Raw genomic sequence first — 26,263 nt, forward strand, 5'->3', positions numbered from 1 at the left:
CCGGGCCGTTCATCGCGTGGCTATAAGCGCCGCTCCGGCGCAACGGCGGTCGAGCGTCCCGTAGCCGCATCATCGCAAGTCGTCATGTGAACGCCGCGCGGCACGTGGCGTCCATCCAGCTCGTCCCTGCCATATTGGATGGCGAACTGCTCGGCTGCCCGGGCCGTGGCGAACGGTCGAAACGGGCCGATCGCGCGCCGCACGCCGTCGGGCCGCTCGATCAGGACCGTCGCGATGAACTCGCCGGCCGCCCGCGCGACAATCGCCGACAACTCACACCCGCGGTACTCCACTGGAATGGCGTCCATCTGATCCTCGCTTCGAAATGGCTGGAGTGCGAAGGCGTCCCGCGCATGCCGACGCGCGCGGCACGGACGCCTTATTTGTAGCGCCGAATCGAAAGTCAGGACGTGCGTCGACGAACATTCCCTTTCTGCAATATCGGCATGATTCTCGTTTAGCCGCTATGCTTGGACGACGCTTTCACTTCGAAGGCATCTGCATTCCCGGTTCCGACTTTATTTCGATGCCATCTCTCGCTCAAAGACGCCCGTACAGACACGCCGCCTTCACAATGGCCGCCCTCGCGCTCAGCGCCACGGCTCACGTGGTCCAAGCGCAAGAATTCTCGATTCTCGCCGGCCCGCTCCAGAGCGGCAGCCAGAACACGTATTCGTGGGAAGCAAGCTATCGCGAGGGCCTCGGCCCGTACGCGGCATGGAGCTTCTCGTGGATCAACGAAGGTCATATTCCGAACCATCACCGCGACGGTCAGGCGGCGCAGTTGTGGGCGCGGATGCCGCTCTGGAACAACCGCCTCGAATTGTCGGCGGGCGCCGGCCCGTACCGTTACTTCGACACCAGCGAGGCGGAAGCTGGCGGCGACTATTCCAACACGCACGGCTGGGGTGGCATATTCACGCTGCGCGCCGCGTATTACTTCGATAACCGCTGGATCGCGGAGATGAAGCTCAATCGCGTGCAGGCGTTCGGCGGCCCGGACACGACCGCCCTGCTCTTCGGCATCGGTTATCAGCTCGACGCCCCGAACGGCCACGGTCCGCGCGACTCCGCGCCGTCGCGCACGACGAACGTCACCGGCAACGAGGTCACGGTGCTGGTCGGCACGACCATCCTCAACAGCTTAGATTCCGAATCGAACGTAGCGGAAAGCATCGAATATCGGCGCGGGCTGTGGAAGTACGTCGATTTCACCGCGTCGTATCTGCACGAAGGCGGCCACGTGCAATCCCGGCGCGACGGCGTCGCCGCTCAATTGTGGGCGACGCGCGCGTTCTTCGACGACCGGCTGACGCTCGGCGTCGGCGCGGGACCGTATCTGTCGATCACGCAGAACGACGATCTGCCGCAAAACCGCACCGGCGATGGCCGTTTCGCCGGCCTCGTCTCGGTGTCGGCGAGCTACCGCTTTACGAATCGCTGGCTCGTGCGCGCAACGTGGAACCGCATGGTGACGCGCTACGACCGTGATGCAGACATCATCGAAGCGGGCGTCGGCGTGCGTTTCTGACCGCGCCGTTACGTCCGTCGAGTTTCACCGCTGGCGCGGTACTTGCGTTTGGACGAGCCGTCATTCGCTCTCAACGGCTCCTTTATGATCGAAGTCCCGCGCAAAACGCTGCTCATCTCTCCCCATCTCGACGACGCCGTGTTCGGTTGCGGCGCGTCGCTCGCCGGCGCGGCCGACGTGCTGGTCTGCACGGTCTTCACGGGCTGCCCCGCCGCCGATGCCAGCACGGACTGGGACGCCCAGTGCGGCTTCGTGGACGCGAAGCAGGCGATGGCCGCGCGCATCGAAGAAGACAACCGCGCGCTCGGGCTGCTCGGCGCGACGCCGCTGCATCTCGGCTTCCTCGACTCGCAATACGTACCTTTCGCGCCCGACGCCGACAAGCCCACGCGCGCGGCGATGACGCAGGCGTTTCTCGACGCGATAGACGAGCATCGCCCCGAAACGCTGCTGATCCCGCTCGGCCTGTTTCATTCGGACCACGCGCTCGTGCATGAGGCCGCGTGCGATGCATGGTTGCGCCATCCCGAGCTGCCGTGCATCGCCTATGAAGAGGCGCTCTATCGATGCCACCGCGCGCTCTTACAGCAGCGGCTCGCGGACTTGATGGAACGCGGCATCGACGCTACGCCGCTCAATGCGCGCCTTCCCGAGCATGGGCAAGCCACGCGCCGCGAAGCGTTGAAGCGCGAAGCCGTGGCCGCGTACGCGAGCCAATTGAAGGCATTCGGCCCGAACGGATACGACGACGTGTTCCGGCCCGAGCGCTTCTGGACACTCGAAGTTGCGGAGGAACGCGCATGAGCTCGCTGCCGGAACGCATTGCACGCGCTGCTCACGACGCCGCCGCGCGCCTCACCGTTGTCGTGCTGACCTACAACCGCGCTGATCAGGTACTCGACACGCTGGAACGACTCGCGGCGCTGCCGGATCGCATCGACATTGTGGTGGTCGATAACGCCTCGTCCGACGATACCGCGGCACGCATCGCGCAAGCCTTCCCGTTCGTCGAACTCGTCGTCGCGCCGTCGAACATGGGCGCGGCGGGGCGCAATCTCGGCGTGGCGAAGGTCCGCACCGAGTACGTCGCCTTCTGCGACGACGACACGTGGTGGAGCCCCGGCTCGCTCACGCGCGCAGTCGAGATCCTCGATGCCGCGCCGCGCGTCGCGGTGCTGAGCGCGCGGGTGGTCGTCGGCGAAAACGGCGATGCCGACGAAACCTGCGAGCGCATGCGCGTGAGTCCGCTCGGCGCGAACGGTTTGCCGGGGCCGGCGCTCATCGGCTACATGGCCGGCGCGAGCGTGTTTCGCACGAGCGTTTATCGGGAGATGGGCGGCTATGAGCCGCGGCTTTTCATAGGCGGCGAGGAATCGCTGCTTGCGCTCGACATGCTCGATCACGGCCACGCACTCGTCTATGCAGACGAACTCGTCCTGCATCATCACCCTTCTCCGATCCGCGACAGCGCCTTGCGCAGACGCCTGCTCGCGCGTAACGCAGCGTGGGTCGCGTGGCTTCGCTTGCCGTTGCGCGAAGCCTTGCACGCGAGCATGCAGGCGCTCGCCGTCATGTGGCGCGAAGGCGCGTTCTGGCGAGATGCGATTCAGATGTTGCGTGGATTGCCCTGGGCGCTCGCACATCGGCGCGTGGTGGGCGCTCACGTGCGGATCATGCGATCGATCGTGCGCGAAGACGATCGCCGCCATGCCCGGGCAGAAGCAAGCAAACACGCCACGATACCGGCAGACGCTACACACACCGTGTAAAACCGCGCCGCTGCTGACGAAGGTACGTCTAACGAAATTTTGTTCGTCCCGCAACGAACCAACGATTCTGCGCAATTTTGCGCTGGTGGCACAACGAATGCTCACAGGCCATCAAGCTTCGAAAGACGCGGCAATCCCTGTGCGCGCTCAACGGCTCGAAGCCCATTTCGAACAACGCGAATCGAGGGGGCCTACACGTGAAGATCGCACTTATCAGTGAGCATGCGTCGCCTCTCGCGGTAGCGGGCGGTGTCGATAGCGGCGGGCAGAATATCTATGTCGCGCACGTCGCGCGGCAGCTCGCACGCAACGGCCATCAAGTGGATGTCTTCACGCGCCGCGACCGTTCTCTCTTGCCGCTGGTGTCGCGTTTCGAAGGCATACGCGGCATTCGCGTCATCAACGTGCCGGCGGGTCCGCCGGTGCAACTGGCGAAGGAACAGCTTCTTCCGCACATGGACGAGTTCGCTCGTTTCATGATCGGCTTCTTCAAGAAGCAGGCGACGCCTTATCACGTCGTGCATGCGAACTTCTTCATGTCGGGACTCGTCGGCATGCGCATCAAGGAAGCGCTGGGCGTGCCGCTCGTCACGACGTTTCATGCGCTTGGTCGCGTGCGGCGCATTCATCAAGGCGCGGGCGATGGCTTTCCCGATGAACGCTTCGAGATCGAAGACGCGCTCGTGCGCGAATCGGATTCGGTGATCGCGGAATGCCCGCAAGACGAAGCGGACCTCGTGTCGCTGTATCACGCCGAGCGCGAACGCATCGACCTCGTGCCGTGCGGCTTCGACAGCACCGAGTTTCATCCGATGAAGAAGGTCGAAGCGCGTGAGCGTCTCGGCTGGCCGCAGGACCGCTTCATCGTTTTGCAACTCGGGCGCATGGTGCCGCGCAAGGGCATCGACAACGTGGTGCGCGGCATCGGCCTCTGCAATCGCGAGTTGAACGAGGACGCGCATCTGTATGTGATCGGCGGCAACTCCGATGAAGCGAATGAGATCGCGACGCCGGAAATCGGGCGTTTGCGCGGCATCGCGCAGGAATGCGGCGTGGCCGACAAGGTGAACTTTCTCGGCCGTCATGGAAGGCAACGCCTCAAGACTTTCTATAACGCAGCCGATGTGTTCGTGACGACGCCGTGGTATGAGCCGTTCGGCATCACGCCGCTTGAAGCCATGGCCTGCGGCAGGCCGGTCATCGGCGCGGACGTGGGCGGCATCCGCTATTCGGTGGCGCACGAGGAAACGGGCCTGCTCGTGCCGCCGAAGGACCCGCGCGCGCTTGCCGATGCGCTCGCCACGCTGAAGCGCGACCCCGCGCGCGCCGAACGCATGGGCGCAGCGGGCCTCGAACGCGCTCGCGCCATGTTCACATGGTCCGGCGTCGCGCAGTCGCTCGAACGCGTCTATGCGCGCGTGGCGGGGGTGGATATCGCGCAGGACCTCGACAGCCGGCGCGCCGCATACGGCAGCGCCACCGCATGAAGCCCGCCGTTTTCCTCGATAAAGACGGCACGCTGCTCGACGACGTGCCCTATAACGTCGATCCCGCGAAGATGCGTCTTGCGCCAGGCGCACGCGATGCGCTTGCCATCTTCGCGCGCATGAATGTGCCCATTGTCGTCATCAGCAATCAGAGCGGTGTCGCGCTCGGCAAGTTCGATGAGTCAGCGCTTCGGCACGTCGAACGCAAGTTGCATGAGCTCGCAGCCGAAGCGGGCGCGCGGCTCGCGGGCATCTACTGGTGTCCGCATCATCCGCAGGGCACTGTCGCACGTTATGCACGGGTATGTGATTGCCGCAAGCCCGCGCCGGGCATGATCCAGCGGGCCGCGCGCGAACTCGACCTCGACCTGGCGCGAAGCTGGTTCGTCGGCGACATCCTCGACGATATCGAAGCGGGCCATCGCGCGGGCTGCCGCGCGGTGCTGATCGACAACGGCAACGAGACGCTGTGGCAGCGTGGTCCCTTGCGTGAACCGGATGCCACTGCGAAGGACATGGGCGAAGCCGCGCGCATCATCGAGCGTGCGTGGCATGCGACGGAGCTCGCGACATGAAGCGCGATCCGTCACGGGCGAACGATATCGCCATCCCTCTTCAGCCTGCGAACGCGCACGCCCGCGCGCCGGCCATCGCGCCTCAGCGCGTATGGGGCGCGGACGTGCGGCGCATTCTCTGCATTCGACTCGACAACCTCGGCGACGTGCTGATGACGACGCCCGCGCTGCATGCGCTGAAACACGCGTATCCAGGGCGGCATCTCACGTTGCTTGCATCGCGCTCGGGGGCACAGGCGGCGCGTTTCATCGACGATATCGACGACGTGATCGAATACGACGCGCCGTGGGTCAAGCATGACAAGCCCATCAATGCGAGCGGAGACATCGCGATGTGCGAGCGGCTTGCATCGCTCGGCTTCGATGCCGCCGTCATCTTCACGGTCTATAGCCAGAATCCGCTTCCCGCAGCGATGTTTTGCCATCTGGCGAAGATTCCGCTGCGCCTCGCGCATTGCCGGGAAAATCCATACGGGCTGCTAACGGATTGGGTCGCAGAACGCGAGCCGCAACAGGGCACGCGACACGAAGTCGAGCGGCAGCTTGCGCTCGTCCAGAGCGTCGGCGCAACGCACGCGGATACGCGCATGCGCTTCGCGTTGCGCGCCGAAGACGAGGCATCGCTTGCGCGCAAGCTCGACGAACGCGGTATCGATCTCGACGCGCCCTTCTTTGTCATGCATCCCGGCGCGACCGCCGCATCGCGGCGCTATCCGCCCGAGCGATTCGCGCAGGCCGCGCGCGTGCTCGCGGATCGAACCGGCTGGCCCGTGCTCGTGACCGGCTCGGCGAGCGAAGCCCCATTGTGCGAGACCGTCAGCGCCGGCGATACGCGCGTCGTCAGTCTCGCGGGCGCGCTCGAACTGGGCGAGCTCGCGGCACTGATCGCCCATGCGCGCGTGCTGATCTCCAACAACAGCGGTCCTGTGCATATCGCATCGGCGCTCAACGCGCCGGTCGTCGATCTGTATGCGCTCACCAATCCGCAGCATATGCCGTGGCAAACGCCGCATCGCGTGTTGTACCGCGACGTGCCCTGCCGCTGGTGCTATCGCAGCGTGTGTCCCGAAGGGCATCACACGTGTCTGCTCGGCGTGAGCGTCGATGAAGTCGTCGATACCGCGCTGTCCTTACTCGATGCCCGCACCGAACACCATCCTGCTCATCTGACACTACCCTGAGAGACGCGCCTTATGTACACACTCGGAATCAATGCGGTCTATCACGACAGCGCGGCGGCGCTGGTTCGCGACGGCGTCGTGATCGCGGCGGCGGAAGACGAGCGTTTCACGCATGTGAAGCATGCGAAGCGCCCCGTGCCTTTCTCGACGTGGCAGCTTCCTTTCGATGCCATCGACTATTGCCTGAAGGAAGCCGGCATCGAACTCGCGGATATCGACCATGTAGCGTATTCGTACGATCCGCATCTGTTCTCGGGCATGCCCAAGCAGGCGAAGGCGACCATCGCCCTGCCCTTCATGCCGTCGGAGCATGTGACCGGCAATCCCTCGGAATCGCCGTGGGACCCGCTTTTCCTGAGCTATATCGTCAATGCCCGCGGCCAGTTGCTCGACGGCGCGCCGCATCATCTGAAGAAGCGTTTCGCCAGCGGCGGACGCGCGCCGCGCTTCGAGTGGCACAACGTCGATCACCATCTGTCGCATGAGGCGAGCGCGTTTCTCGCGGCGCCGTATGAGAACACGGCGGTGCTCACAATGGACGGCCGCGGCGAAGGCGTGACGACAAGTCTCGGCCAGTTCGTCGATGGCGAATACAAGCGCCTCAAACAGGTGGAATTGCCGCATTCGCTGGGCTTGCTCTACGAAGCCGTGACGGACTATCTCGGCTTCCTTCACTCGTCGGACGAGTACAAAGTCATGGCGCTTGCTTCGTTCGGCAAGCCCGCATACGTCGATCAGTTCCGCGAGATCGTGAAGTATCGCAACGACGGCAGCTACACCGTGGATGCGCCGCGTCTCGTTGAGCGCTTTGGCCCGCGACGCGAGCGCGGCGGTCCGCTCACGCAGCATCACTACGACATCGCTCATTCGCTGCAAGTGGTGCTCGAAGAAACGGCGCTGGATCTCGCGCGCTGGCTGCATGAACGCACCGGCCTCAAGCATCTCGCGATGGCGGGCGGCGTCGCGCTCAATTGCGTGATGAACGCGCGTCTGCGTGATCGGGGTCCGTTCGAAGACATCTGGGTTCAACCTGCTGCGGGCGATGCGGGCACCGCGCTCGGCGCGGCGCTCTGGACCGACTATCAGGAGCGCGTGAAGCAAGGCGATAAAAGCCGGCGCTGGCACATGAATCACGCGTATCTCGGCCCGCGTTATGAAGACGACGAGATCGAGCAGTTCCTCAAGTGGTCGAAGACGCCGTACCGCCGGCTGAACGACATTGCGAGCGAAACCGCTGAGATTCTGGCGTCCAATCGCGTGATCGGCTGGTATCAGGGACGCACGGAGTTCGGTCCGCGCGCGCTCGGTGCGCGCTCGATTCTCGCGTCGCCGATCGATCCGTCCATGCAGGCGCGCCTGAACGAAATCAAGGATCGTGAAGACTTTCGCCCTGTTGCGCCCGTGGTGATGGAAGAACACGCTGCCGACTGGTTCGTCGATGCACGCGTCGCACCGTTCATGCTCTTCGTATTCGATGTGCGCGAGGATATGAAGTCGCGCATTCCGGCGGTGACGCATATCGACGGCACGGCTCGCGTGCAGACCGTGAACCGCTCGCAGCATCCGCTCTATTACGACTTGCTCGCCGCATTCAAGGCGCGCACGGGCGTGCCGGTGCTCGTGAATACGTCGTTCAATACGCGCGGCGAGCCGATGGTCAATTCGCCGCGCGATGCGCTCGAATCGTTCTGGACCTCGCCGCTCGATGCGCTCGTAATCGGGCCGTTTCTGATCGAGAAGCCGGGAGTGCGTGCATGAGCACGATTGCAGGCTCGTTTCCCTACGACGGCGCGAGGGACGCGTCCACGCAGCGCAATGCGGGCGCAGCGGCGGGCGCGGCCTTCGACGTGTCGGTGGTCGTGCCGACGTATCGGCGGCCCGACATGCTGGAACGCTGTCTGCGGGCGATCATCGCGCAGGACTACGACAAGGCGCGCTTCGAGATCATCGTGTGCGATGACGGTCCCGATGAAGCCACGCGCTCGCGCGTCACCGCGCTCGCCCGCGAGTTCGACGAAGCGCCCCGCATCCGCTACGTTCCCGTCACCGCAACTCAAGGCCCTGCGGGCGCTCGCAATGCGGGATGGCGCGCATCGGGCGCGCCGCTGATCGCGTTCACCGACGACGACACGATCCCCGATCCGCACTGGCTCGCGGCAGGCGTGGCCGCGTTGCGGGCGGGCGCGGACGCGGTATCGGGACGTATCGTGGTGCCGCTCCCCCCGCGTCCGACCGACTACGAGCAAGACGCAGCCGGTCTCTCCCGCGCGGAATTCGCGACGGCTAATACGTTCGTGACGCGCTCGGCGCTCGCACGCGTGGACGGCTTCGATGCCCGCTTTACGTCGGCGTGGCGCGAAGACTCCGACCTTCAGTTCGAACTGATGCGCATTGGCGCGCATATCGTGCGATCGCACGATGCAATGCTTCTGCATCCGGTGCGGCCGGCACGCTGGGGCGTGAGCTTGTCGCAGCAGAAGAAGAGCCAATTCGACGCGCTGCTCTACAAGAAGCATCGGTCGCTCTTTAAGACACGCATTCGCAGCCTGCCGCCGCTGCTCTACTACGCGATCATCGTCGCCGTAGTCGTGGCCGTGTTCGCGCTCGCGAACGGCAACAACAAGCTCGCGGGCGTCTGCCTCGCGGCCTGGCTCGGCATGACCGCATGGTTCTGCTTCAAGCGCCTGAAGTCGACCGCGCTGACACCGTCGCACGTGCTGGAAATGGCGTGGACATCGCTATGGATACCGTTTCTTTCGGTGTACTGGCGAATTTACGGCGCCATTAAATTCCGCGTGGTATTCATATGAAACCGGAGCACGTCGAGCGCATTGCGATTTTTCGGGCGCTTCAGCTCGGCGACATGCTGTGTTGCGTGCCCGCGATGCGTGCCCTGCGCCGCGCTTATCCGAATGCACACATCGCGCTGATCGGCTTGCCGTGGGCGCATAGCTTCGTCGAACGCTATGCGCATCTCGTCGATGAATTAATCCTGTTTCCGGGCGCCGTCGGCTTTCCGGAGCAGGAAGAAACGGACGCGCACCTCCCCGCCTTTTACGATGCCATGCGCGCGCGCCGCTTCGATCTCGCGATCCAATTGCACGGCAGCGGCGGCGTGGCGAACGATATCGTCGAAGCGATGCACGCGCGCGTCAACGCGGGCTTTCTCAAGCCGGACGAAGCACCGCGCGCAGGCGTATTCATTCCGTGGCCCGACGCGTTGCAGGAAGTCGCGCGCTATAACGCGCTGATGCAGGCGCTCGGTATCGATGCGCACGACACGCAACTCGAAATTCCGCTCACGCAACACGACACGCACGAGTGCGATGAACTGATCGAACGATATGGCCTCGACACTGCACGGCTTGTTCTCGTGCATGCCGGCGCCCAGCTGCCTTCGCGACGATGGCCTGCGGAACGCTTCGCGCAAGTGGCAGCCGCGCTTTCGAGCGATGGCTGGCAAGTCGCGTTGACCGGCAGCGCAGGCGAAGCGGCCATCACCGCGAGCATCGCGAACACGCCCGGCGTGAACGCGATAGACCTGACCGGCAAGACATCGCTCGGCGGGCTGGCGGCGCTCGTGGCGCGCGCGCGACTCATTGTGTGCAACGACACGGGGCTTTCGCACGTGGCGGCCGCGATGCGAACGAAAAGCGTCGTCATTGCCTCGGGCAGCGACACGCAACGCTGGGCGCCGCTCGATCATGAAAGGCATCGCGTGCTCGCGGACTATCCGCCGTGCCGTCCGTGTTCGTTTCGCGAGTGTCCGTATGGGCATCCTTGCGCGCTCAATGTGAGCGTTGCGCAAGTGCTCGATGTCGCACGACTTCAATTGCCCGTAGAAAAACTGGAAACCGATGCCCACTGCTAATCAACGACGTCTGCGCGTGCTCACATGGCACGTGCACGGCAACTACCTCTACTACCTGACTCAGGCGAAGCACGATTTCTATCTCGTCACGAAGCCCGGTCATCCGCCCGGCTACGCCGGCAAAGTCGGAGTGCTGCCGTGGGGCGATAACGTCCATGAGGTACCCGCCGACGAAGTGGCATCGCGTGAGTTCGACGTCGTGCTGTTTCAGCATCGCACGCACTGGGACGACGATCGCATCAACCTGCTTTCGGATGCGCAGCGGCGCTTGCCTCGCGTGTATATCGAACATGATCCGCCGCAGGAGAATCCGTTCGAACAACGCCATTGGGTGCAGGATCGCGACACGCTACTCGTGCATGTGACGCACTTCAATCGCCTGATGTGGGACAGCGGCGACACGCCGACGCGCGTGATCGAACATGGCGTGGTCGTGCCGGAAGGCGTGCGCTATACGGGCGAGAAGGAACGCGGCATCGTCGTCATCAATCATTTGCGGCAGCGCGGGCGCAGGCTCGGCAGCGACGTGTTCGCGGATGCCGCGCAACGCGTGCCGCTCGATCTGGTCGGCATGGACGCGGAATCGGCGGGCGGTCTGGGCGAGATCGGCAATCTGGATTTGGCTGCGTTCTCCGCGCAATACCGCTTCTTCTTCAACCCGATTCGCTGGACGAGCCTGGGCCTCGCCATCGTCGAAGCCATGACGATCGGCATGCCGATCATCGGTCTCGCGACGACGGAACTCGCCACCGTCATTCGCAATGGCGAGAGCGGCTTCATTCATACGGACACGAACGCGCTCGTCGATGTCATGCAACAACTGTTGCGCGATCCCGCAGAAGCGCGGCGTCTCGGCGAAGGCGCGCGCCGTCTCGCGCTGGAACGCTTCAACATCGACCGCTTCGCCGCCGAATGGGAAGCGACCTTGCGCCACGTGTGCAGTTGACCGACCGCGACCCAATCACCACAAAAAGGAACCGACATGAAGGAAGCATATCGCAAGCGCATTCTGGTGACGGGCGGCGCGGGCTTTCTCGGCTCGCATCTTTGCGAACGCCTGCTGGCGCAAGGGCACGACGTGCTGTGCGTCGATAACTTCTATACGGGCACGAAGGACAACATCGCGCATCTGCTCGACAGTCCCAACTTCGAACTGATGCGTCATGACGTGACCTTTCCGCTGTACGTGGAAGTGGACGAGATCTACAACCTCGCATGTCCTGCGTCGCCGGTTCATTATCAGCATGATCCGGTGCAGACCACGAAGACGAGCGTGCACGGCGCGATCAACATGCTCGGGCTCGCCAAGCGCGTGAAGGCCAAGATCTTTCAGGCATCGACGAGCGAAGTGTATGGCGATGCGCGCGTTCACCCGCAACAGGAAGCGTACTGGGGCAACGTGAACCCGATCGGTCCGCGCTCATGCTATGACGAGGGCAAGCGTTGCGCCGAAACGCTCTTCATGGACTATCGCCGGCAGCATGGTCTCAACATCAAGATCGCGCGGATCTTCAATACGTACGGGCCGCGTATGCATCCGAGCGATGGCCGCGTGGTGTCCAACTTCATGATGCAGGCGCTCGCCGGCGAGCCGATCACCGTCTACGGCGAAGGCACGCAGACGCGTTCGTTCTGCTATGTGGACGACATGGTGGACGCCTTCATCCGTTTGATGAACACGCCCGACGACGTGACGGGCCCGGTCAATCTCGGCAATCCGCATGAACTGTCGATGCTGGAGATCGCGCAGCGCATCGTCGCGTTGACTGGCTCGAAGTCGGAGATCGTGTTCCGCCCGCTGCCGATGGACGATCCGTGGCATCGTCAGCCGGATATCACGCAGGCGCGCCAGCTTCTCGGCTGGGAACCGGTGACCGTGCTCGACGAAGGCTTGCGCCGCACCGCCGCGTACTTCCGGCAGATCATCGAGGCGCAGCAGACTCGTTCGGCACTGGCTACGCTTTGACGTTGTAGCCCGGCAGCGCGCGCGCTTCGTCTTGACGAGAAGCCGCGACTGCCTGCGCGAGCGCCTTGGCGAAACCTGCAATCGACGAGAAGTCGCCCTGCACGCGCTCGCGGAAGTACCCGGCCCACGCGAACTTTGCATTGACCTCGGGCGAATCGGAATAGACACCGGCCATTCGCACAAAGGCAGCAAGGCTCAGATACGGATCGTCGGGCATCGCGGCGATGGACGGCGGCAGTGCTTCGACCGGCGTTTCGCGGCCTTGCGCATCGAAGGGATGAAGCCAGCGCCGCTCGCGCAGCGCGGCGATGAACGAAGCTTGATCGCGGTCGCTGTAGTCGCACGCGATCATGACCGGCACGACGTCGATGCCCAGTTCATACCAGGCGCGCGCCCAGTGATGATGATCGATCACATGCAGCGTGCCGCCCGGCCCGCGTACCACACGCAATGCGTGTTCGCGCAGGAATGCCGCGCGTTCGTGCTCGGGCGTGCTGCTCGTAAGACGCATTTTCTTTCGCACATGCTCCATACCGAGCGCGCCTTGCGTCGGCTTTAGTTCAACGATGCGCGCCGATGCTTCGGTGTCCATATCGTATCCTCATGCTTCGGTGCGCGCGGCGACCTGCCTGATCGCCGCGATCAGCCGCTCGGCGGGAACGGGCTTCGTCAAGTGCAACTGAAAGCCTGCCATCTGCGCGCGCAGCCGGTCTTCCGTCTGCGTGTGTCCTGTCAACGCAATGGCCGGCATGCGTTCCCCGAGCGACACACGGCGGCTTGCTTCCAGTTCGCGCACGCGGCGCAACACCTGATAGCCGTCCTCTTCGCCGAGCACGATGTCGCACAAGAACGCATCGGGCCATTCCTGCGTCGGCGCTTGCGCGAGCCATTCGAGCGCCTCTTTGCCCGACGCTGCCAGTCGCACGCCCGCCCCCGACGTCTCCAGCACCGCGCCGAGCGCCTCGCGAGCGGCTTCCTGATCGTCCAGCACCATGACGCACAGGCCCTCCAGAGTGCCGGTAACGTTTGCGTTCGGCTCCGCGAGGCCCGCGAAACTGTCGGTATCGACCACGGGACGCAGCGGCATCATCGCGACGTAGGCGAGGTGGCCGTCGACATAGCCCACCGTGAACGTGCCGCCCGTTTCCGCCAGCGCCTGCTCGAGCCGGCGAGCCTGCTCCTGCGAAAGCGGCGCGGGCTGCGCGCGACGGCCCAGCACGCACACGCGCACCTGATTCGCTTCGCGTTCCACACGCAGCTCGACGCGCTCGCCACGCTCAGCCGCGCGTGTCTCCGTGCGACACAAGTCCGCGATCACGAACTGCAGCACGCCGGGGTCGCCGGTCACGCGCAGATCGGCATCGGGCATCATGGTGTAAAGCTGCACGCCGTGTTCGACCATTTCCTCGTGCAGACCATCGACTACGCCCGCGATCAACGCGCCGAGGCCGACCGGTTGCGCCGACACCTTGCGCTGAACCTGCGCGAGCTCGCCTTGTTGCGATTGCAGCGCCCACATACGCGCATACACGCCACCGCGCTCGATCAGTTCCGCATGCTGACCTTGCTCGACAATGCGGCCGTGCTCCATCACGAGAATCCAGTCCGCATTCACGACAGTCGAGAGCCGGTGCGCGATGACGATGGACGTGCGGCCTTGCGCGAGGCGGTCGAGTTCGCTCTGAATGGCGCGCTCGGAACGCGTATCGAGCGCCGAGGTGGCTTCATCGAACACGATGATGCGCGGATCTTTGAGAATGGCCCGCGCGATCGCAATGCGCTGCCGCTCGCCGCCCGAGAGCCGCACGCCGCGTTCGCCGACGCGCGTGTCGTAATGATCGGGCAATCGTTCGATGAAGCTGTCCAGTTGCGCGGCACGCGCCGCGCGGACGACATCGGCACGCGTGGCGGACGGCCGGCCATAGGCGATGTTATAGGCGATCGTATCGTTGAAGAGCACGGTATCCTGCGGCACGATGCCGATGGCTTCGCGCAGGCTCTTTTGCGTGACCTGCCGGATGTCCTGACCGTCGATGGTGATGACACCCGCCGTCGGTGAATAAAGCCTGAAAAGCAGCTTCATGAGCGTGGACTTGCCCGAGCCGCTGCCGCCGACCACCGCGAGTTTCTTGCCCGGATGCGCGCGAAAGTCGATATCGCGCAGTATCTGTCGCGCCGGATCGTAGCCGAAGTCCACGTGCTCGAATTCGATTTCGCCTGCCGTCACGACGAGCGGCTTGGCATCCGCCTCGTCCACGTCTTCACCGCGACGGCCTCGCGCAAGCAGAATCTCGAACATGCGTTCGACATTCACGATGGCATCGTTCGTCTCGCGAAAGACGAAGCCGAGCGTGTTGAGCGGCGCGCACACTTGCACGATATACGCGTTCACGAGCACGAGGTCGCCCACGCTCATCGTGCCCGCCACCACGCTCTGCGCGGCGAGCAGCATCACGGCCGCGATGCCGATGGCGATCACGGTGCTTTGCCCGACATGCAGGATCGTCAACGCGCGCTGGTTCGCGGTGCGCGCGTCGACCCACTTGTCGAGCACGGTGGAAAGACGCTGGCGTTCGACGTCTTCGCTCGCAAAGAGCTTGACCGTCTCGTAGTTCAGCAAGCTATCAACGAGGCGGCTGTCCGATTGCGCTTCGAGCCGGTTCACCGCGCGTTGGAAACGCATGCGGTAGCGCGTGAAAATCAGCGTATAGATCGCGTAGCAAACGAACGTCGCGCCGATCGCAACCATGAAGGTCTTCGCATACTGGCTCACCATGATGGCGACGACCGTGCCGATTTCGATGAGCGTCGGCACAATGGTGAAAATGGCGACGCCGAGCAGAAAGCCGATACCGTCCGCGCCTTTTTGCACGTCGCGCACCACGCCGCCCGTTTCACGCTGCGCATGAAAACGCGCGCCCATGTTGTGCAAATGAGAAAACGTGCGCGCGGAAAACGACGCGACGGTGCGTTGCGTGACGACGCTGAACAGCACGTCGCGTGCTTCGTTGAGCACGTCGCCGAGATAGCGCATCAGCACATACGTCAGGATCACGAACACCGGGAATACGGCGTTCGCGGTGGGCTTGCTGAACTCGTCGATGACGTGTTTCAGCATCAGGGGAACGGACACCACCGCAAGGCGCGACGCAATCATCAACGCAACGGCACCGAGCGTCTGCAAGCGAAACGTCCAGATCGCCTGCCAAAGGTCCTTCACGATGCGGTTACGAACTTGCGAGCGGCTGATTTCCGTGGACGCAGTCATCATGTGCATGCTTCCATTCTCGTTGTCGATGCAAGCAACGCGTAAAGCGGCAGCAAGTGCCGCGCCCGCGCACGCCCGTTCGTCTTTTGATGCCTAGAAAAGCGCTTGCTGTCCCGACATCAGCGTGGCGAAGTCGTTGCGCAAGAACGGCAGAATGCCGTCGGCCACGGGCTGTAGCTGCTTGCTCACGTAATGCTCGTAGTCGATAGGCGCATGACGCGCTTCGACCGGCTCGGGGCCGCCGACCGTCATCACGTAGCTGATCCATCCACCGTTCTGATATTGCAGCGGGCGTCCCTGCTGCGCGTTGAATTCGTCGGCGGTGCGCGCGGCGCGTACATGCGGCGGCACGTTGCGCTCATAGTCGTCGAGGCTGCGGCGCAGGCGCTTTCGATAGATCAACAGGTCGTTCAGCTCGCCGCGCCGCGTGCGCTCGACGTAATCGCGCACATAGTCTTCATAAGGCTCGTCCTTGAAGATGCGCATATAAAGCTCTTGCTGAAAACGCTGTGCGAGCGGCGTCCAGTCCGTGCGCACCGTCTCTAGCCCTTTATAGATGATTTCTTCGCTGCCGTCCGCGCGTTGCGTGAGTCCCGCATAACGCTTCTTGCTGCCTTCGTCGGTGCCGCGAACCGTCGGCATCAAGAACCGCTTGAAGTGCGTTTCGAATTGCAGTTCCAGTGCGCTATCGAGACCGAATGTTTCGCGCAGATGCTCGCGCCAGTAATCGTTGACATGCTCGACGAGCGCGCGGCCGATGCGCGCGGCGTCGTCCTCGCTGCGGGCGCGGCGCAGCCACACGAAGGTCGAATCCGTATCGCCGTAAATGACGCTGTAGCCGCGTGCTTCGATCAGCTCGCGCGTGCGATGCATGATTTCATGGCCGCGCATGGTGATGGACGAGGCGAGCCGCGGATCGAAAAAACGGCAGCCGCTCGAACCGAGCACGCCATAGAACGAGTTCATGATGATCTTGAGTGCCTGCGAAAGCGGCTTGTTGCGCTGACGCTTCGCGGCCTCGCGCCCTTCCCATACTTGTCCGACGATGGCCGGCAGACAATGCTTGTCGCGCGAAAAGCGCGCGCCGCGAAATCCGGGCACGGTGCGCGTCTCTTCTTGCGCTTCGCTCATGCCTTGCGCGAGACCGACCGGATCGATCAGGAAGGTGCGAATGATCGACGGGTACAGGCTTTTATAGTCGAGCACGAGCACTGAATCGTAGAGACCGGGCCGCGAATCCATCACGAAACCGCCGGGACTCGCTTCTTCCGGCACGTCGCCGAGATTGGGCGCAACGTACCCTAAGCGATGCATGCGCGGCATGTACAAATGCGTGAACGCCGCGACCGAGCCGCCGCTGCGGTCGGCGGCCAGTCCCGTCACCGTCGCGCGTTCGAGCAGGAACGGCAGAAGCTCGGTCTTCTCGAAGATCTTCGTGACGAGCTCGCAGTCGGTCAGGTTGTAGCGTGCGAGCGCAGGCTTGTCTTCGCGAAAGCGCCGCTCGATCTCGTCCATGCGGGCGTAGGGACTGTCGATCGCCTTGCCTTCGCCCAGTAGCGATTGCGCGACGTATTCGAGGCTGAAGGAAGGAAAGTTCCACGTCGCCGAGCGCAACGCCTCGATGCCGTCCATCACGAGCCGTCCCGCGACGGATGCAAAGAAGTGATTGCGCTTCATGCCGTGCTCGCGCCATTCGATCACGCTGCCATCGCGGCCAATGGCCAGCGGCACGTCATAAGCGTCGGCATGCTTCTGCAGCACGCGAAGATCGAACTGCACGACGTTCCAGCCGATGATCGCATCGGGATCGTGCTCGGCGATCCACGCGTTGAAACGCTGAAGCATCTCCGCGCGGCTCGCGCAATATTCGAGGTCGAAGTCGAGCGGCGGATGCGCGTCGCCCGTGGGTGGCCCGAGCATATAGACCTGCCGCGCGCCGCAGCCTTCGAGCGCAATGGAATAGAGCTCGGCCGTAGCGCTCGTTTCGATATCGAGCGAGACGAGCTTAAGCGTCGGACGATACGCCGGCGCAGGCTTCAGCTCACTGTGAACCACGCCGTCGCGCGCTTCGCCTTCGAAGGAAACGGGCGCGGTGATGAACCGCTCCATCAGATAGCGCTCGGTCGGACGGATATCCGCTTCGTAGACGGTCACGCCCACATTCTTCAGCGTCTTTTCGAGCGCGAGCAATTGACGATACTGCGCGCAGTAAAGCCCTAGAACCGGCTTGTGTCGAAAGTCCGTGAGCGGCAGTTCGCGCAATTGCGCATCGCGCACGGTGCGCACGAGCGGCTCGGCCGTATCGCGATCTTCCGCGCGGATGAACGCTACCGGCGTTTGCGGCGCGATGCGGACCTTGCGCGGACCGTCGTCGGTGGCGAGCCAGAACTCGACCTCGGTGCCCGCGGCCGTATCGCGCCAATGACGCGTCAGCAAAAAGCCCTGCCGGGAGTGATTCGGTGCCTGAGCCAAGGCGTGTCCTTCGAAAGCGCGTGCCATCGAAGCATTTTATTTGGGGCGGATAATGCAGCGGCGCGCATTGAAAGCGCGCCGGCGTGAACGAAGCGAGAAAGCTGGTGCAGAAAGTAAAACGCGGTAGCGGCCTGCCGGTCATCCACCATCCAGAACATCCACGCTGGATGGTCCTCGAAGGATGCGCCGGCGCCGCTACCGCCTAAGCAGCCTGTGCGACCAGGCTTGCGCGCGGCGGCTGCAAGGCCGCCACGTTTTCGAGTGCGACATGCGCCGGAAACTCCGGTGCTGGCGGCACTTCGCTCTTGCTAGACACAACCTCCAGAGCGGCTTCTTGAACGGCCTGTCGAGCGGCCGCCGCTTTCTTGGTCTTCCCCGCGCGTGACGGCGGCTGGCAGGCCCCGCACACCACGTTGTTCTGCAAATCATGTTTGTGTGCAACAAACTTCCCGGTGCAGCGGCAGCACGCCGTCATCTGCAGCATGCCCGCGTCGAAGAAGCGCACAAGAGTCCAGGCCCGCGTAAGGTCGAGTACCGCCTCGGCGCCACTATGATTGCAGTGCTCGAGATACAGCCGATACCCCTTGGTCAACGCATCGAGATGCGAACAACCGGCTTCGTTCTTGAGGAACGTATAGGTGTTGTAGAACAGCGATGCGTGGATATTCGCGAGCCACGTCATATACCAGTCCGCCGAAAACGGCAGCATGCCTTTGGGCGGCGACACGCCCTTCACTTCGCGATAGAGACGAATCATGCGATCCCGCGAAAGCGTGAGTTCGCTCTCCAGCACTTGCATGCGCGCGCCGAGTTCGATCAGCGCGATGGCGCGGAACACTTCCTGGGCGTCTTCGGTGAGGCTCTTCTTCAGCATGGCTCGCTCCGTCTCTCTTAAGCGAACTGTTCGGCCGGCTGGCCAGCCAGCAGGATGGCTGCGTGCGTCGGCGCGATGTCCGCGTTCTTCGCGGGCTGCGTCAATGCGGACAGCATCGAGTGATCGTTGAAGCGGAAAGCGCACAGCAAATTGTCGGATTGCGCGAGCTTGACGACCTGCGCGAGCGTGAGCCCAGACAGGAGGTCAGCCAGTTCGGCCGACAGCCCGAGCCGGAACATGCCGATGGCCCGGTCCTCGCGCAGCAGACGCTGTGCGAGCATGATGTAAGACAAGTTGATTTCCCGGATCGATTCCAGCGTCTCGCGACCGTTCATGGTTGCTGCTTCCAGTAAATCCCCGATTTTCTCGCCGGCTTTTGCCGATATCTTTTTTGTGCCTCACCGGGCTTGCTTCGCCCGGCTACGTACTTTGATACAGGCCGTTACAACTTGTAACAACACTGTGAAACGGATTCTAAGGACGGCCTTAATCGAGCGCAAGACCATCTCAATAATATTTTGTTGCAAACAACACTTTCGATCGGTAACGTTTGCTTCGTCGCGAAACCGGAAAATTTGACTGCGTTTCGACGGGAGTTTTTCGTCTGCTCGTTCGAATTTTGCGAGGCTGGTTTTTTATATGAGTAATTGCCTGACGCCCGGAACAACGGGGCGTTCGGGCATTCGGTTGACAGAATGAAGGGATATTTTTGAGACGCGCTTTTAGGCCGAAAAACGGTAAAAATGCCGCGATACCGGAAATTACCGATTCGCGGCTATAGGTGTAATAGATTCTGATGTCCTGTTACTACCTTGTGACATCGGACAAAACGAGGGTTTGCCCGGTGCTTATCGCTGAGGCACGCCTTTGCGCCACGCGCCCCAGTGGGAGACGATTTCCTGAACGAAAGGATTGCCGGTCAGATACAAATTCTGGATGGCGGGTGTAAAACCGCCCTGCGCCGAATAGTTCAGAAGGTTGTCGCTGGCCGTCTGTCCTTCGTACGGCCGGTCGAAGTCCGAGCCGGCGCGCAGGTCCGCCACGCGCGACAAATCCACTCGCTTGACGCTCGCGGCGCGCTTGAGCGCCTCGAAGGTCGCGTTGTCCTCCTGCTGCGTCGTGCAGTAGACGCCCTTCCCGTCAGTCAGCAGGCGCGTCCAGTAACGCGCCCGCTCGCCGATGTACTTGCCCGACCACCAGGTATCGCCCGCGAGCGTGTCGCACTGGATCACGCGTGGCGGCTGGTTCGCCGGCGCGTAGTTGAATTTGGCGCGTGCCACCTTCGCCTGATCGCTGTCGGAGAGCGTCACGTTGCGCGAAAGCGCGTAGGCCGCGTCCGCGAGCGACGCGTTCAGCGCGAACACTTCCGTGCGATAGTCGAGCGGCGGTTTGTCGTGCGGGCTCTTCGTGTTGATGCCGAGAAAGCCGGTCGGCCAGTCCGCCGGCTTTTCGCGGGCGTCGATTTCCCACTGGATGCCGAAATCGACCAGATACTTCGCCCACGCCGCCGAGCCGAGCGTCCCCCGCGCCGGATCGATCCCGGCGATCCCCGCGATCAGGAAGTACGTGTGCCGCAAATCGAAGCGGTCGGAGAACGTCAGCGCCATGATCGACGCCGTGGCGTTCGCGTGGCCCATGCCGGTGGTGATGACGCACACGTCGTCGCGGTTGCAGTGCACGTCCGGATAGTCCGGCGAAAGTCCCGGCACGTGCACCGCCTCCCACGGGCCGAGGTTGTCGAGCCAGACCTGGCCTTCCGGCCCGAACATGGTGACGATCATCACCTTGACGTGCCGGCCGCCGTCTCCGTGGCGTTCGCCGTCTCCGTGGCGTTCGCCGCTCATGTCGTCGGGTTGTTGCGCGAAGGCGCAACCGGTGAAAGCGCACAGCGTCGCGAGGCCGGCGGCGGCGAGCGCCGCGCGCATTTTCGCGGGCGCGCGCTTGAAACGAGTCGATTGAAACCGTGCGGCGATTTTCATGGCGAGCATCGTCCTCTTGAAGGTTCGAACTTCGAAGAAAAGCCGCCGCGCCGTGGCAGTCATGTGGCGGCGCGGGCGGCCCGGACGATTATAGGAGAGCCAATAAGCTATTCGACCGCGCGGGCTCCGATGCTCATATGCCCGCTCATGTACCGCTCTGCGCGCCGCGCGGCGGCGGCGCGTTCGCGGCGACATTGCTGCCCGAGGCCGCTTCGCTCGTCGGATGTTGCGACGCCTTCGACGGCTCCGCGCGCTGTTCCGCGCCTGTCCGTTCGCTATCTTGCTGAAGCTCCTGCGCGGTCTCGTGCCCGTTGCCGCCGACGATCACGAAGTTGCGCTGCGGATTCGCGATCTCGATGCCGCGCGCCGTGAACTCGTTGAGAATGCGCCGGTTGAACTCGCGCTGCACCGGCCAGCGCGCGCTGTCGCGACACTGAATCTGGCCGGCGAGCGTGACCGTCGAGCCATCGACCGCATCCACGCCCCAGAAGCTGAAGTCGGAGAGAATGCCGTCGCTAAACGCCTCGTCCTGGCGCAGCGCGCTGCCGATCTCCTTCAGCGTCGCAATGGCGAGATCGACGTCCTGGCCGAGCGCAATCGACACGCGCACCGCCGCGTTGCCGATGCCCCGGTTCGTGTTGTTCACCGTCGTCACGGAACTGAACGGCACGGTGTAGAGCGAGCCGTCGCCGCCGCGCAGGCGCACCGTGCGGATCGACAGATACTCCACCGTGCCCGACACGCCCGCGACCGTGACCCAGTCGCCGACCTGCATCGCGTTCTCCATCAACAGGAAGATGCCGGTGATGAAGTCCTGCACGAGCTTCTGCGAGCCGAAACCGAGCGCCACGCCGAAGATGCTGGCGCTCGCGAGCAGCGGCGCGGTGTTCACGCCGATCTCCGAGAGCCCCGTCAGCACGACCACCATGCCAATGACGACGAGGAGCGCCGTGCGCATCATCGGCAAGAGCGTGCGCAGGCGCGCGGCGCGCACGCGGTCGCCCGTGGCGTTCCACTGTTCGAGACGACGCTCGACCAGCACGTTGGCCGTCTCCCACACGAGCACCGCGAAAACGGCGGCCACCGCGATGGTCAGAATCGCCGACGCAAGCCGGTTGCCCACGCCGCCCGAGGTGAAGAAGCGCACGACATGCACGCCCCACACTTCGAGCAGCGCAATGACGGTCGCCACGCCGATGACCGTCTGCACGATCCGGCGCAGCACCGGGTAATAGCGGTACGCGTGGCGATGCGCGATGGACTTGCTCGCGAAGTCCTCTTCTTCGTTGTCGCGGAAGAGGCGCCCGAGCGCGCCGAACGCGACGATCGCAGCCACGCGCGCGCCGACCAGCACCAGCAGCGACACGCCGCCGAGGTGGAAGAGCGTGCTGTAGCCGTTCTGCACGTCGAGCGCCCACACGAACCACAGCGCGATCACGAAGAAAATCGCGACGCCCGCCCAGACATCGGCGACCCAGCTGCCGACGAGCGCGACCGACCGATACGCCGTCATGCGCTGGCGAATGCTCTCGCCGACGAGCCTGCGGGATTCGAAGATCACCCACGCGACCATCAGATGCACGACGAGCGTGACGATTTTTAGAATCGCGATATGCGCGGCATCGGTCAGGCCGAGCGGCTCGCAGCCGTTCGCGAGCGCGATACCGGCGCCCGCCACGATCACGATGCGCAGCAGCCAGCGGTACATGTACATCGCGTACTGATCGCGCATTTGCAGGAGCCGCAAGCCGCGCGCGCGCGGCGCGACGAAGAAGCCGAACACGATCATCACGAGGCGGCAGACCAGATACACGTCGATCAACGCGCCCGCGACGTGCGCCTCGGTCGTGTTGTCGTCGATGAAAACCGACATCAGCACGGTCGCCGCGCCCATGAACACGCCGAGCGGGATCAGCCTCAGCACGAGATACAGCAGCGCGTTCGGCAGCCGCCGCAGCAGGGTCCAGTGCCGCGCCGCATGGCGCTTGCCGCGCGCCGCGTCCGCCTTTCGCTCCGCGACATGCTGCTGCACTTCGTCGCCGGAGCGGTGCGCCGCATCCTCGGCATGTTCGGCGGCGCGTTGCTCCTGCACCAGTTCCGGCTCGGTCACTTCGGCGTCCGCGACTCCGCGCGCGGCGACTTTCTCGCGCGACTTCCTCAGAAGACGCCCCGCCAGATATTCGATCACGAGCGCGGGCAGGAGCGAGAGCAGCACCGACCATGCGACATGGGCCATCAGATCCCGCGCCTGCTCGCTCGCGAGCCGGTCGTGCCACCAGTGCACCACCGAGCGCACGTTGAGTAGTGCCGCCACCGAGTGCCGCAGCCCCGTGCCGAAATGCACGAGCCAGTTGCCCGCCTGACGCGAAATCTGCGATGCGAGGCCGTTGGCCTTCAGCGAATTCGCCAGCACGCCCGACGCCCCGGATGCCGGCGCGGCGCCCGCAGCCGAAGCAGGCTGCGCCGCGCTCGCGGGCGCGGCGAGCGTGCCGGCCGCGGCCACCGCGCGCAGCGTGTCGGCGACTTGCGCGCGCCGCTGCGGATCGTTCAGGACGGAGAGCGCATCGCGCGCCTGTTGCGGCGTCAGCGCGACCGCGGGCTGCGACGCATGCTGCGCGGGCGCGGCGGCCAGGGCGGTTGGCGAGAGCATCGAGACGAGGCCCGACACGACAATGAAATAGACGGCAAGTAAATAGTTGCGCATGGGTCGGATGAAGATCACGAAATTTCGGGGACTCGATGCGGACGACGCGCACGGCACGGAATCACGCGATGGCTCGACAGGCGGCGCGCCGCAAGCACTGCACGCCGCGGACCGAAGCGTGCTATCGCGTTGATGTTGAAACCACAATGACAAGGACAATGCTCAAACGTTCGCAGTACCGGGGTCGATTTCGCTGGTTGAAAGACGGCGCGCGCGGGGCGAAAGTCGCGCTCGCGGCGGCTTCGTTGTCTGTAGCACTTGGCGCACCCGCTCCGCCTTTTGCGTCGCCGGGCGGCATGCCGAACACGCCGCGCGCCGCGTCGGGCGCGCTTGTGGCCAATGGGCGACACGCCGCGCCGTTGCCTGAGATGGGCGTCACGCAGGTTCCGGACCACGGCCGCACCCAAGTGCCCGCGACGCCCGTCACGCCGCGCCCACACTATGCGCGGGCGCCCGCGCATTTGCCTTGAGTCTGCCTTATATGCAGCGCCGGCTCAGGCAGCGGCGGCAGACTTGCGCACTTCGCGCGGCACATCCGGCTCGAAGAACACCCAGCGCACTTGGGGAAATGCACGCTGAAGGTCTTCTTCGATGACGTTGATCGCGTCGATCATCGCGCGGCCGCTCGGGTAGTCGATCATCTCGGCCTGCACCGCGACGACGAGATGCTTGCCCCACTGCAACGTAATGAGGCTGATGATGTGCGTGACTTCCGGACGGGCGCGCAGATGCGCGTCGATGGCCTTGCGCACTTCGGGGCTCGCGGACTCGCCGACGATCATCGACTTCACCTCGCGGGCGACGAGAAACGCGATAACCATGAGCAGCAGGCCGACGCCGATGGAGCCGGCGGCATCGTAGGCCGGATTGCCGGTGATCATCGTGAGCAGCACAGCGGTGAAGGCGATGGCGAGACCCGCGAGCGCGGCCACGTCTTCGCCGGCCACGACGAGCAGCTCGGATTCGCGCGTCTCGCGGAACCATCGCCATAAAGTCTTGTTCGGCGTCGTCTTGCGTATCTCGCGCACGGCGCCGGCAAGCGAAAACGCCTCCAGCGCGACGGACACCCCGAGAATCACGAGCGCGACGATCGGATTCGACAAAGGCTCATGGTGCAGCAGCCGATGCGCGCCCTCGTACACCGAAAACGCCCCGCCCACGAAGAAGAGCAACAGCGCCACGAGAAGCGCGTAGAAGTAGATCTCGCGTCCCGAGCCGAGCGGATGCAGCGCGTTCGCCGGAGCCTGCGCGCGCTTCAGCCCAAAGAGCAGCAGCAGTTGATTGCCGCAGTCGGCGGTGGAATGAATGGCTTCCGCGAACATCGAGCCGGAACCCGTGAACGCGGCTGCCGCGAACTTGCAAACCGCAATGCCGAGATTCGCGGCGAGCGCGTAGAAGATGGCTTTCGGCGATTCTTCCTTCATGTGCACCCGCTGAGGATTATCTAGGAGAGTTGTGTTAGCGCACCTCGACGCGCCCAGCGCCGTCCGTCATTTCGCCGATGACCGCGGCCTCGGCGAAACCATCGGCACGGAAAATCGCCAGCACGTCGTCGACGGCTTCGGGCGCGCACGACACGAGCAGCCCGCCCGATGTCTGCGGATCGGTGAGCAAGGTTCGGGCCGCTTCCATCGACGTGCCCGGCAGTTCGCCCAGCGTGACGTCTGCGCCATACGCGGCCCAGTTGCGGCCCGACGCGCCCGTGAAGATGCCGGCCTGCACGAATTGCTCGACCTGCGGCAGCCACGGCAGCGCGGCATAACGGATACGCGCCGTCAGCCCCGCGCCGCGCGCGAGTTCCAGCGTGTGCCCGAGCAGGCCGAAGCCCGTGACATCGGTGAGCGCGTGAACGCCGTCGAGCTGCGCGAGTTCCGCGCCGGGGCGATTGAGCTTGGTGGTCGCGGCGATCATCGCGGCGTAACCGGCCGCATCGAGCCGATTCTTCTTGAGCGCCGCCGAGAGCACGCCGACGCCGAGCGGCTTGCCGAGAATCAGCACGTCGCCCGCGCGGGCCGCCGCGTTGCGCTTCACGCGCGACGGATGCACGACGCCGAGCGCCGCGAGCCCGTAAATCGGCTCGACGGAGTCGATCGAGTGGCCGCCCGCGACCGGTATGCCCGCCTCCGCGCACACCGCCTCGCCGCCCTTCAGCACTTGCGCGATGACGTCGTGCGGCAGCACATTGATCGGCATGCCGACGAGCGCGAGCGCGAGAATCGGCTTGCCGCCCATCGCGTAGACGTCGGAGAGCGCGTTGGTCGCGGCGATGCGGCCGAAGTCGAACGGATCGTCGACGATCGGCATGAAGAAGTCGGTCGTCGCGACGATGGCTTGTTCATCGTTGAGCCGGTACACGGCGGCGTCGTCGGCGGTGTCGTTGCCGACGAGCAGATTCGGGAACGCGGGCATCGGCGCGCTGCGCTTGAGCAGGTCGGCGAGCAGGCCCGGCGCGATCTTGCAGCCGCAGCCGCCGCCATGCGAGAGGCTCGTGAGACGCGGGCCGTTTGTCGATTCAGGGGTAAGTGCGGTATCGGTCATCGTTTGAGTCATGCCAGAAAGTCTTCGATGACCTGCATTATCGCCGCT

General features: G+C 64.1%; 22 protein-coding genes. 12 read left to right on the forward strand and 10 right to left on the reverse strand.

Features of this window, described 5'->3' with window-relative positions; all coding sequences use genetic code 11:
• Nucleotides 1–20: 20 nt before the first annotated feature.
• Nucleotides 21–308, reverse strand: coding sequence for a hypothetical protein (locus tag JYK05_RS16935; RefSeq protein WP_175941695.1), 288 nt, complete (start codon nt 306–308; stop codon nt 21–23).
• Nucleotides 309–526: 218 nt separating this feature from the next.
• On the opposite strand from JYK05_RS16935, the gene JYK05_RS16940 reads away from it, so the two are divergent.
• The 11 genes from JYK05_RS16940 (at nt 527) to JYK05_RS16990 (ending at nt 12,380) form a co-directional block, all read left to right on the forward strand.
• Nucleotides 527–1,531, forward strand: a complete 1,005-nt coding sequence (locus JYK05_RS16940) for a hypothetical protein (RefSeq protein ID WP_371826427.1) — start codon at nt 527–529, stop codon at nt 1,529–1,531.
• Nucleotides 1,532–1,615: 84 nt separating this feature from the next.
• On the forward strand, nt 1,616–2,335 hold the full coding sequence (locus tag JYK05_RS16945; protein ID WP_206468363.1) for a PIG-L deacetylase family protein: 720 nt from the start codon (nt 1,616–1,618) through the stop codon (nt 2,333–2,335).
• Nucleotides 2,332–3,300: a glycosyltransferase family 2 protein gene (locus JYK05_RS16950; protein WP_206468364.1), complete on the forward strand. Its 969-nt coding sequence runs from the start codon at nt 2,332–2,334 to the stop codon at nt 3,298–3,300. Before JYK05_RS16945 ends, JYK05_RS16950 begins: the two co-directional genes overlap by 4 nt.
• A 197-nt stretch (nt 3,301–3,497) precedes the next feature.
• Nucleotides 3,498–4,787 (forward strand): glycosyltransferase family 1 protein, encoded by a 1,290-nt coding sequence (locus tag JYK05_RS16955; protein WP_206468365.1) that lies wholly within the window; start codon nt 3,498–3,500, stop codon nt 4,785–4,787.
• Nucleotides 4,784–5,362 carry an HAD-IIIA family hydrolase gene (locus JYK05_RS16960; RefSeq protein ID WP_206468366.1) on the forward strand — a complete coding sequence of 193 codons (579 nt, stop codon included), beginning with the start codon at nt 4,784–4,786 and terminating at the stop codon, nt 5,360–5,362. Before JYK05_RS16955 ends, JYK05_RS16960 begins: the two co-directional genes overlap by 4 nt.
• Nucleotides 5,359–6,543, forward strand: a complete 1,185-nt coding sequence (gene waaF / locus JYK05_RS16965; protein WP_206468367.1) for a lipopolysaccharide heptosyltransferase II — start codon at nt 5,359–5,361, stop codon at nt 6,541–6,543. Before JYK05_RS16960 ends, waaF begins: the two co-directional genes overlap by 4 nt.
• Nucleotides 6,544–6,555: 12 nt before the next feature.
• A complete protein-coding gene (locus tag JYK05_RS16970) occupies nt 6,556–8,301 on the forward strand; it encodes a carbamoyltransferase C-terminal domain-containing protein (RefSeq protein WP_206468368.1) in 1,746 nt (581 codons plus the stop codon).
• The gene (locus tag JYK05_RS16975) at nt 8,298–9,353 is read left to right on the forward strand and encodes a glycosyltransferase family 2 protein (protein ID WP_206468369.1); all 1,056 of its coding nucleotides are present in this window, start codon (nt 8,298–8,300) and stop codon (nt 9,351–9,353) included. The genes JYK05_RS16970 and JYK05_RS16975 overlap by 4 nt, the downstream gene beginning before the upstream one ends.
• Entirely contained in the window at nt 9,350–10,414 is a 1,065-nt protein-coding gene (locus JYK05_RS16980) for a glycosyltransferase family 9 protein (RefSeq protein ID WP_206468370.1), read from the forward strand. Before JYK05_RS16975 ends, JYK05_RS16980 begins: the two co-directional genes overlap by 4 nt.
• Complete coding sequence (locus JYK05_RS16985) at nt 10,401–11,360, forward strand: glycosyltransferase family 4 protein (protein WP_206468371.1); 960 nt, start codon at nt 10,401–10,403, stop codon at nt 11,358–11,360. Before JYK05_RS16980 ends, JYK05_RS16985 begins: the two co-directional genes overlap by 14 nt.
• Nucleotides 11,361–11,396: 36 nt before the next feature.
• Nucleotides 11,397–12,380 carry a UDP-glucuronic acid decarboxylase family protein gene (locus JYK05_RS16990; protein WP_175941718.1) on the forward strand — a complete coding sequence of 328 codons (984 nt, stop codon included), beginning with the start codon at nt 11,397–11,399 and terminating at the stop codon, nt 12,378–12,380.
• Here JYK05_RS16990 and JYK05_RS16995 read toward each other — a convergent pair.
• The 7 genes from JYK05_RS16995 to JYK05_RS17025 form a co-directional block, all read right to left on the reverse strand.
• Nucleotides 12,370–12,972 carry a ParB/Srx family N-terminal domain-containing protein gene (locus tag JYK05_RS16995; protein WP_206468372.1) on the reverse strand — a complete coding sequence of 201 codons (603 nt, stop codon included), beginning with the start codon at nt 12,970–12,972 and terminating at the stop codon, nt 12,370–12,372. The genes JYK05_RS16990 and JYK05_RS16995 overlap by 11 nt on opposite strands.
• 9 nt (nt 12,973–12,981) lie before the next feature.
• A complete protein-coding gene (locus JYK05_RS17000; RefSeq protein ID WP_206469619.1) occupies nt 12,982–15,648 on the reverse strand; it encodes an ATP-binding cassette domain-containing protein in 2,667 nt (888 codons plus the stop codon).
• 93 nt (nt 15,649–15,741) lie between these two features.
• Complete coding sequence (locus JYK05_RS17005) at nt 15,742–18,147, reverse strand: DNA polymerase II (RefSeq protein ID WP_206468373.1); 2,406 nt, start codon at nt 18,145–18,147, stop codon at nt 15,742–15,744.
• A 175-nt stretch (nt 18,148–18,322) separates the two neighbouring features.
• On the reverse strand, nt 18,323–18,994 hold the full coding sequence (gene flhC, locus JYK05_RS17010) for a flagellar transcriptional regulator FlhC (protein WP_175941722.1): 672 nt from the start codon (nt 18,992–18,994) through the stop codon (nt 18,323–18,325).
• Nucleotides 18,995–19,011: 17 nt separating this feature from the next.
• A complete protein-coding gene (gene flhD, locus JYK05_RS17015; RefSeq protein WP_175941724.1) occupies nt 19,012–19,329 on the reverse strand; it encodes a flagellar transcriptional regulator FlhD in 318 nt (105 codons plus the stop codon).
• 513 nt (nt 19,330–19,842) lie between these two features.
• The gene (locus tag JYK05_RS17020) at nt 19,843–20,919 is read right to left on the reverse strand and encodes a purine nucleoside permease (protein WP_206469621.1); all 1,077 of its coding nucleotides are present in this window, start codon (nt 20,917–20,919) and stop codon (nt 19,843–19,845) included.
• A gap of 199 nt (nt 20,920–21,118) precedes the next feature.
• Nucleotides 21,119–23,677, reverse strand: coding sequence for a mechanosensitive ion channel domain-containing protein (locus tag JYK05_RS17025; protein ID WP_206469623.1), 2,559 nt, complete (start codon nt 23,675–23,677; stop codon nt 21,119–21,121).
• A 68-nt stretch (nt 23,678–23,745) separates the two neighbouring features.
• Between JYK05_RS17025 and JYK05_RS17030 the strand changes: the two genes are divergently transcribed.
• A complete protein-coding gene (locus JYK05_RS17030; RefSeq protein WP_206468374.1) occupies nt 23,746–24,147 on the forward strand; it encodes a hypothetical protein in 402 nt (133 codons plus the stop codon).
• Between the two features lie 24 nt (nt 24,148–24,171).
• Here the strand turns inward: JYK05_RS17030 and JYK05_RS17035 are convergent, their stop codons facing one another.
• Together JYK05_RS17035 and selD are read right to left on the reverse strand one after the other, a co-directional pair.
• Complete coding sequence (locus JYK05_RS17035; RefSeq protein WP_206468375.1) at nt 24,172–25,101, reverse strand: cation diffusion facilitator family transporter; 930 nt, start codon at nt 25,099–25,101, stop codon at nt 24,172–24,174.
• 34 nt (nt 25,102–25,135) lie between these two features.
• Nucleotides 25,136–26,215, reverse strand: a complete 1,080-nt coding sequence (gene selD, locus JYK05_RS17040) for a selenide, water dikinase SelD (RefSeq protein WP_206468376.1) — start codon at nt 26,213–26,215, stop codon at nt 25,136–25,138.
• Between the last annotated feature and the right edge of the window lie 48 nt (nt 26,216–26,263).

Source organism: Caballeronia sp. M1242 (genome assembly GCF_017220215.1).
Taxonomy (GTDB): Bacteria; Pseudomonadota; Gammaproteobacteria; order Burkholderiales; family Burkholderiaceae; genus Caballeronia.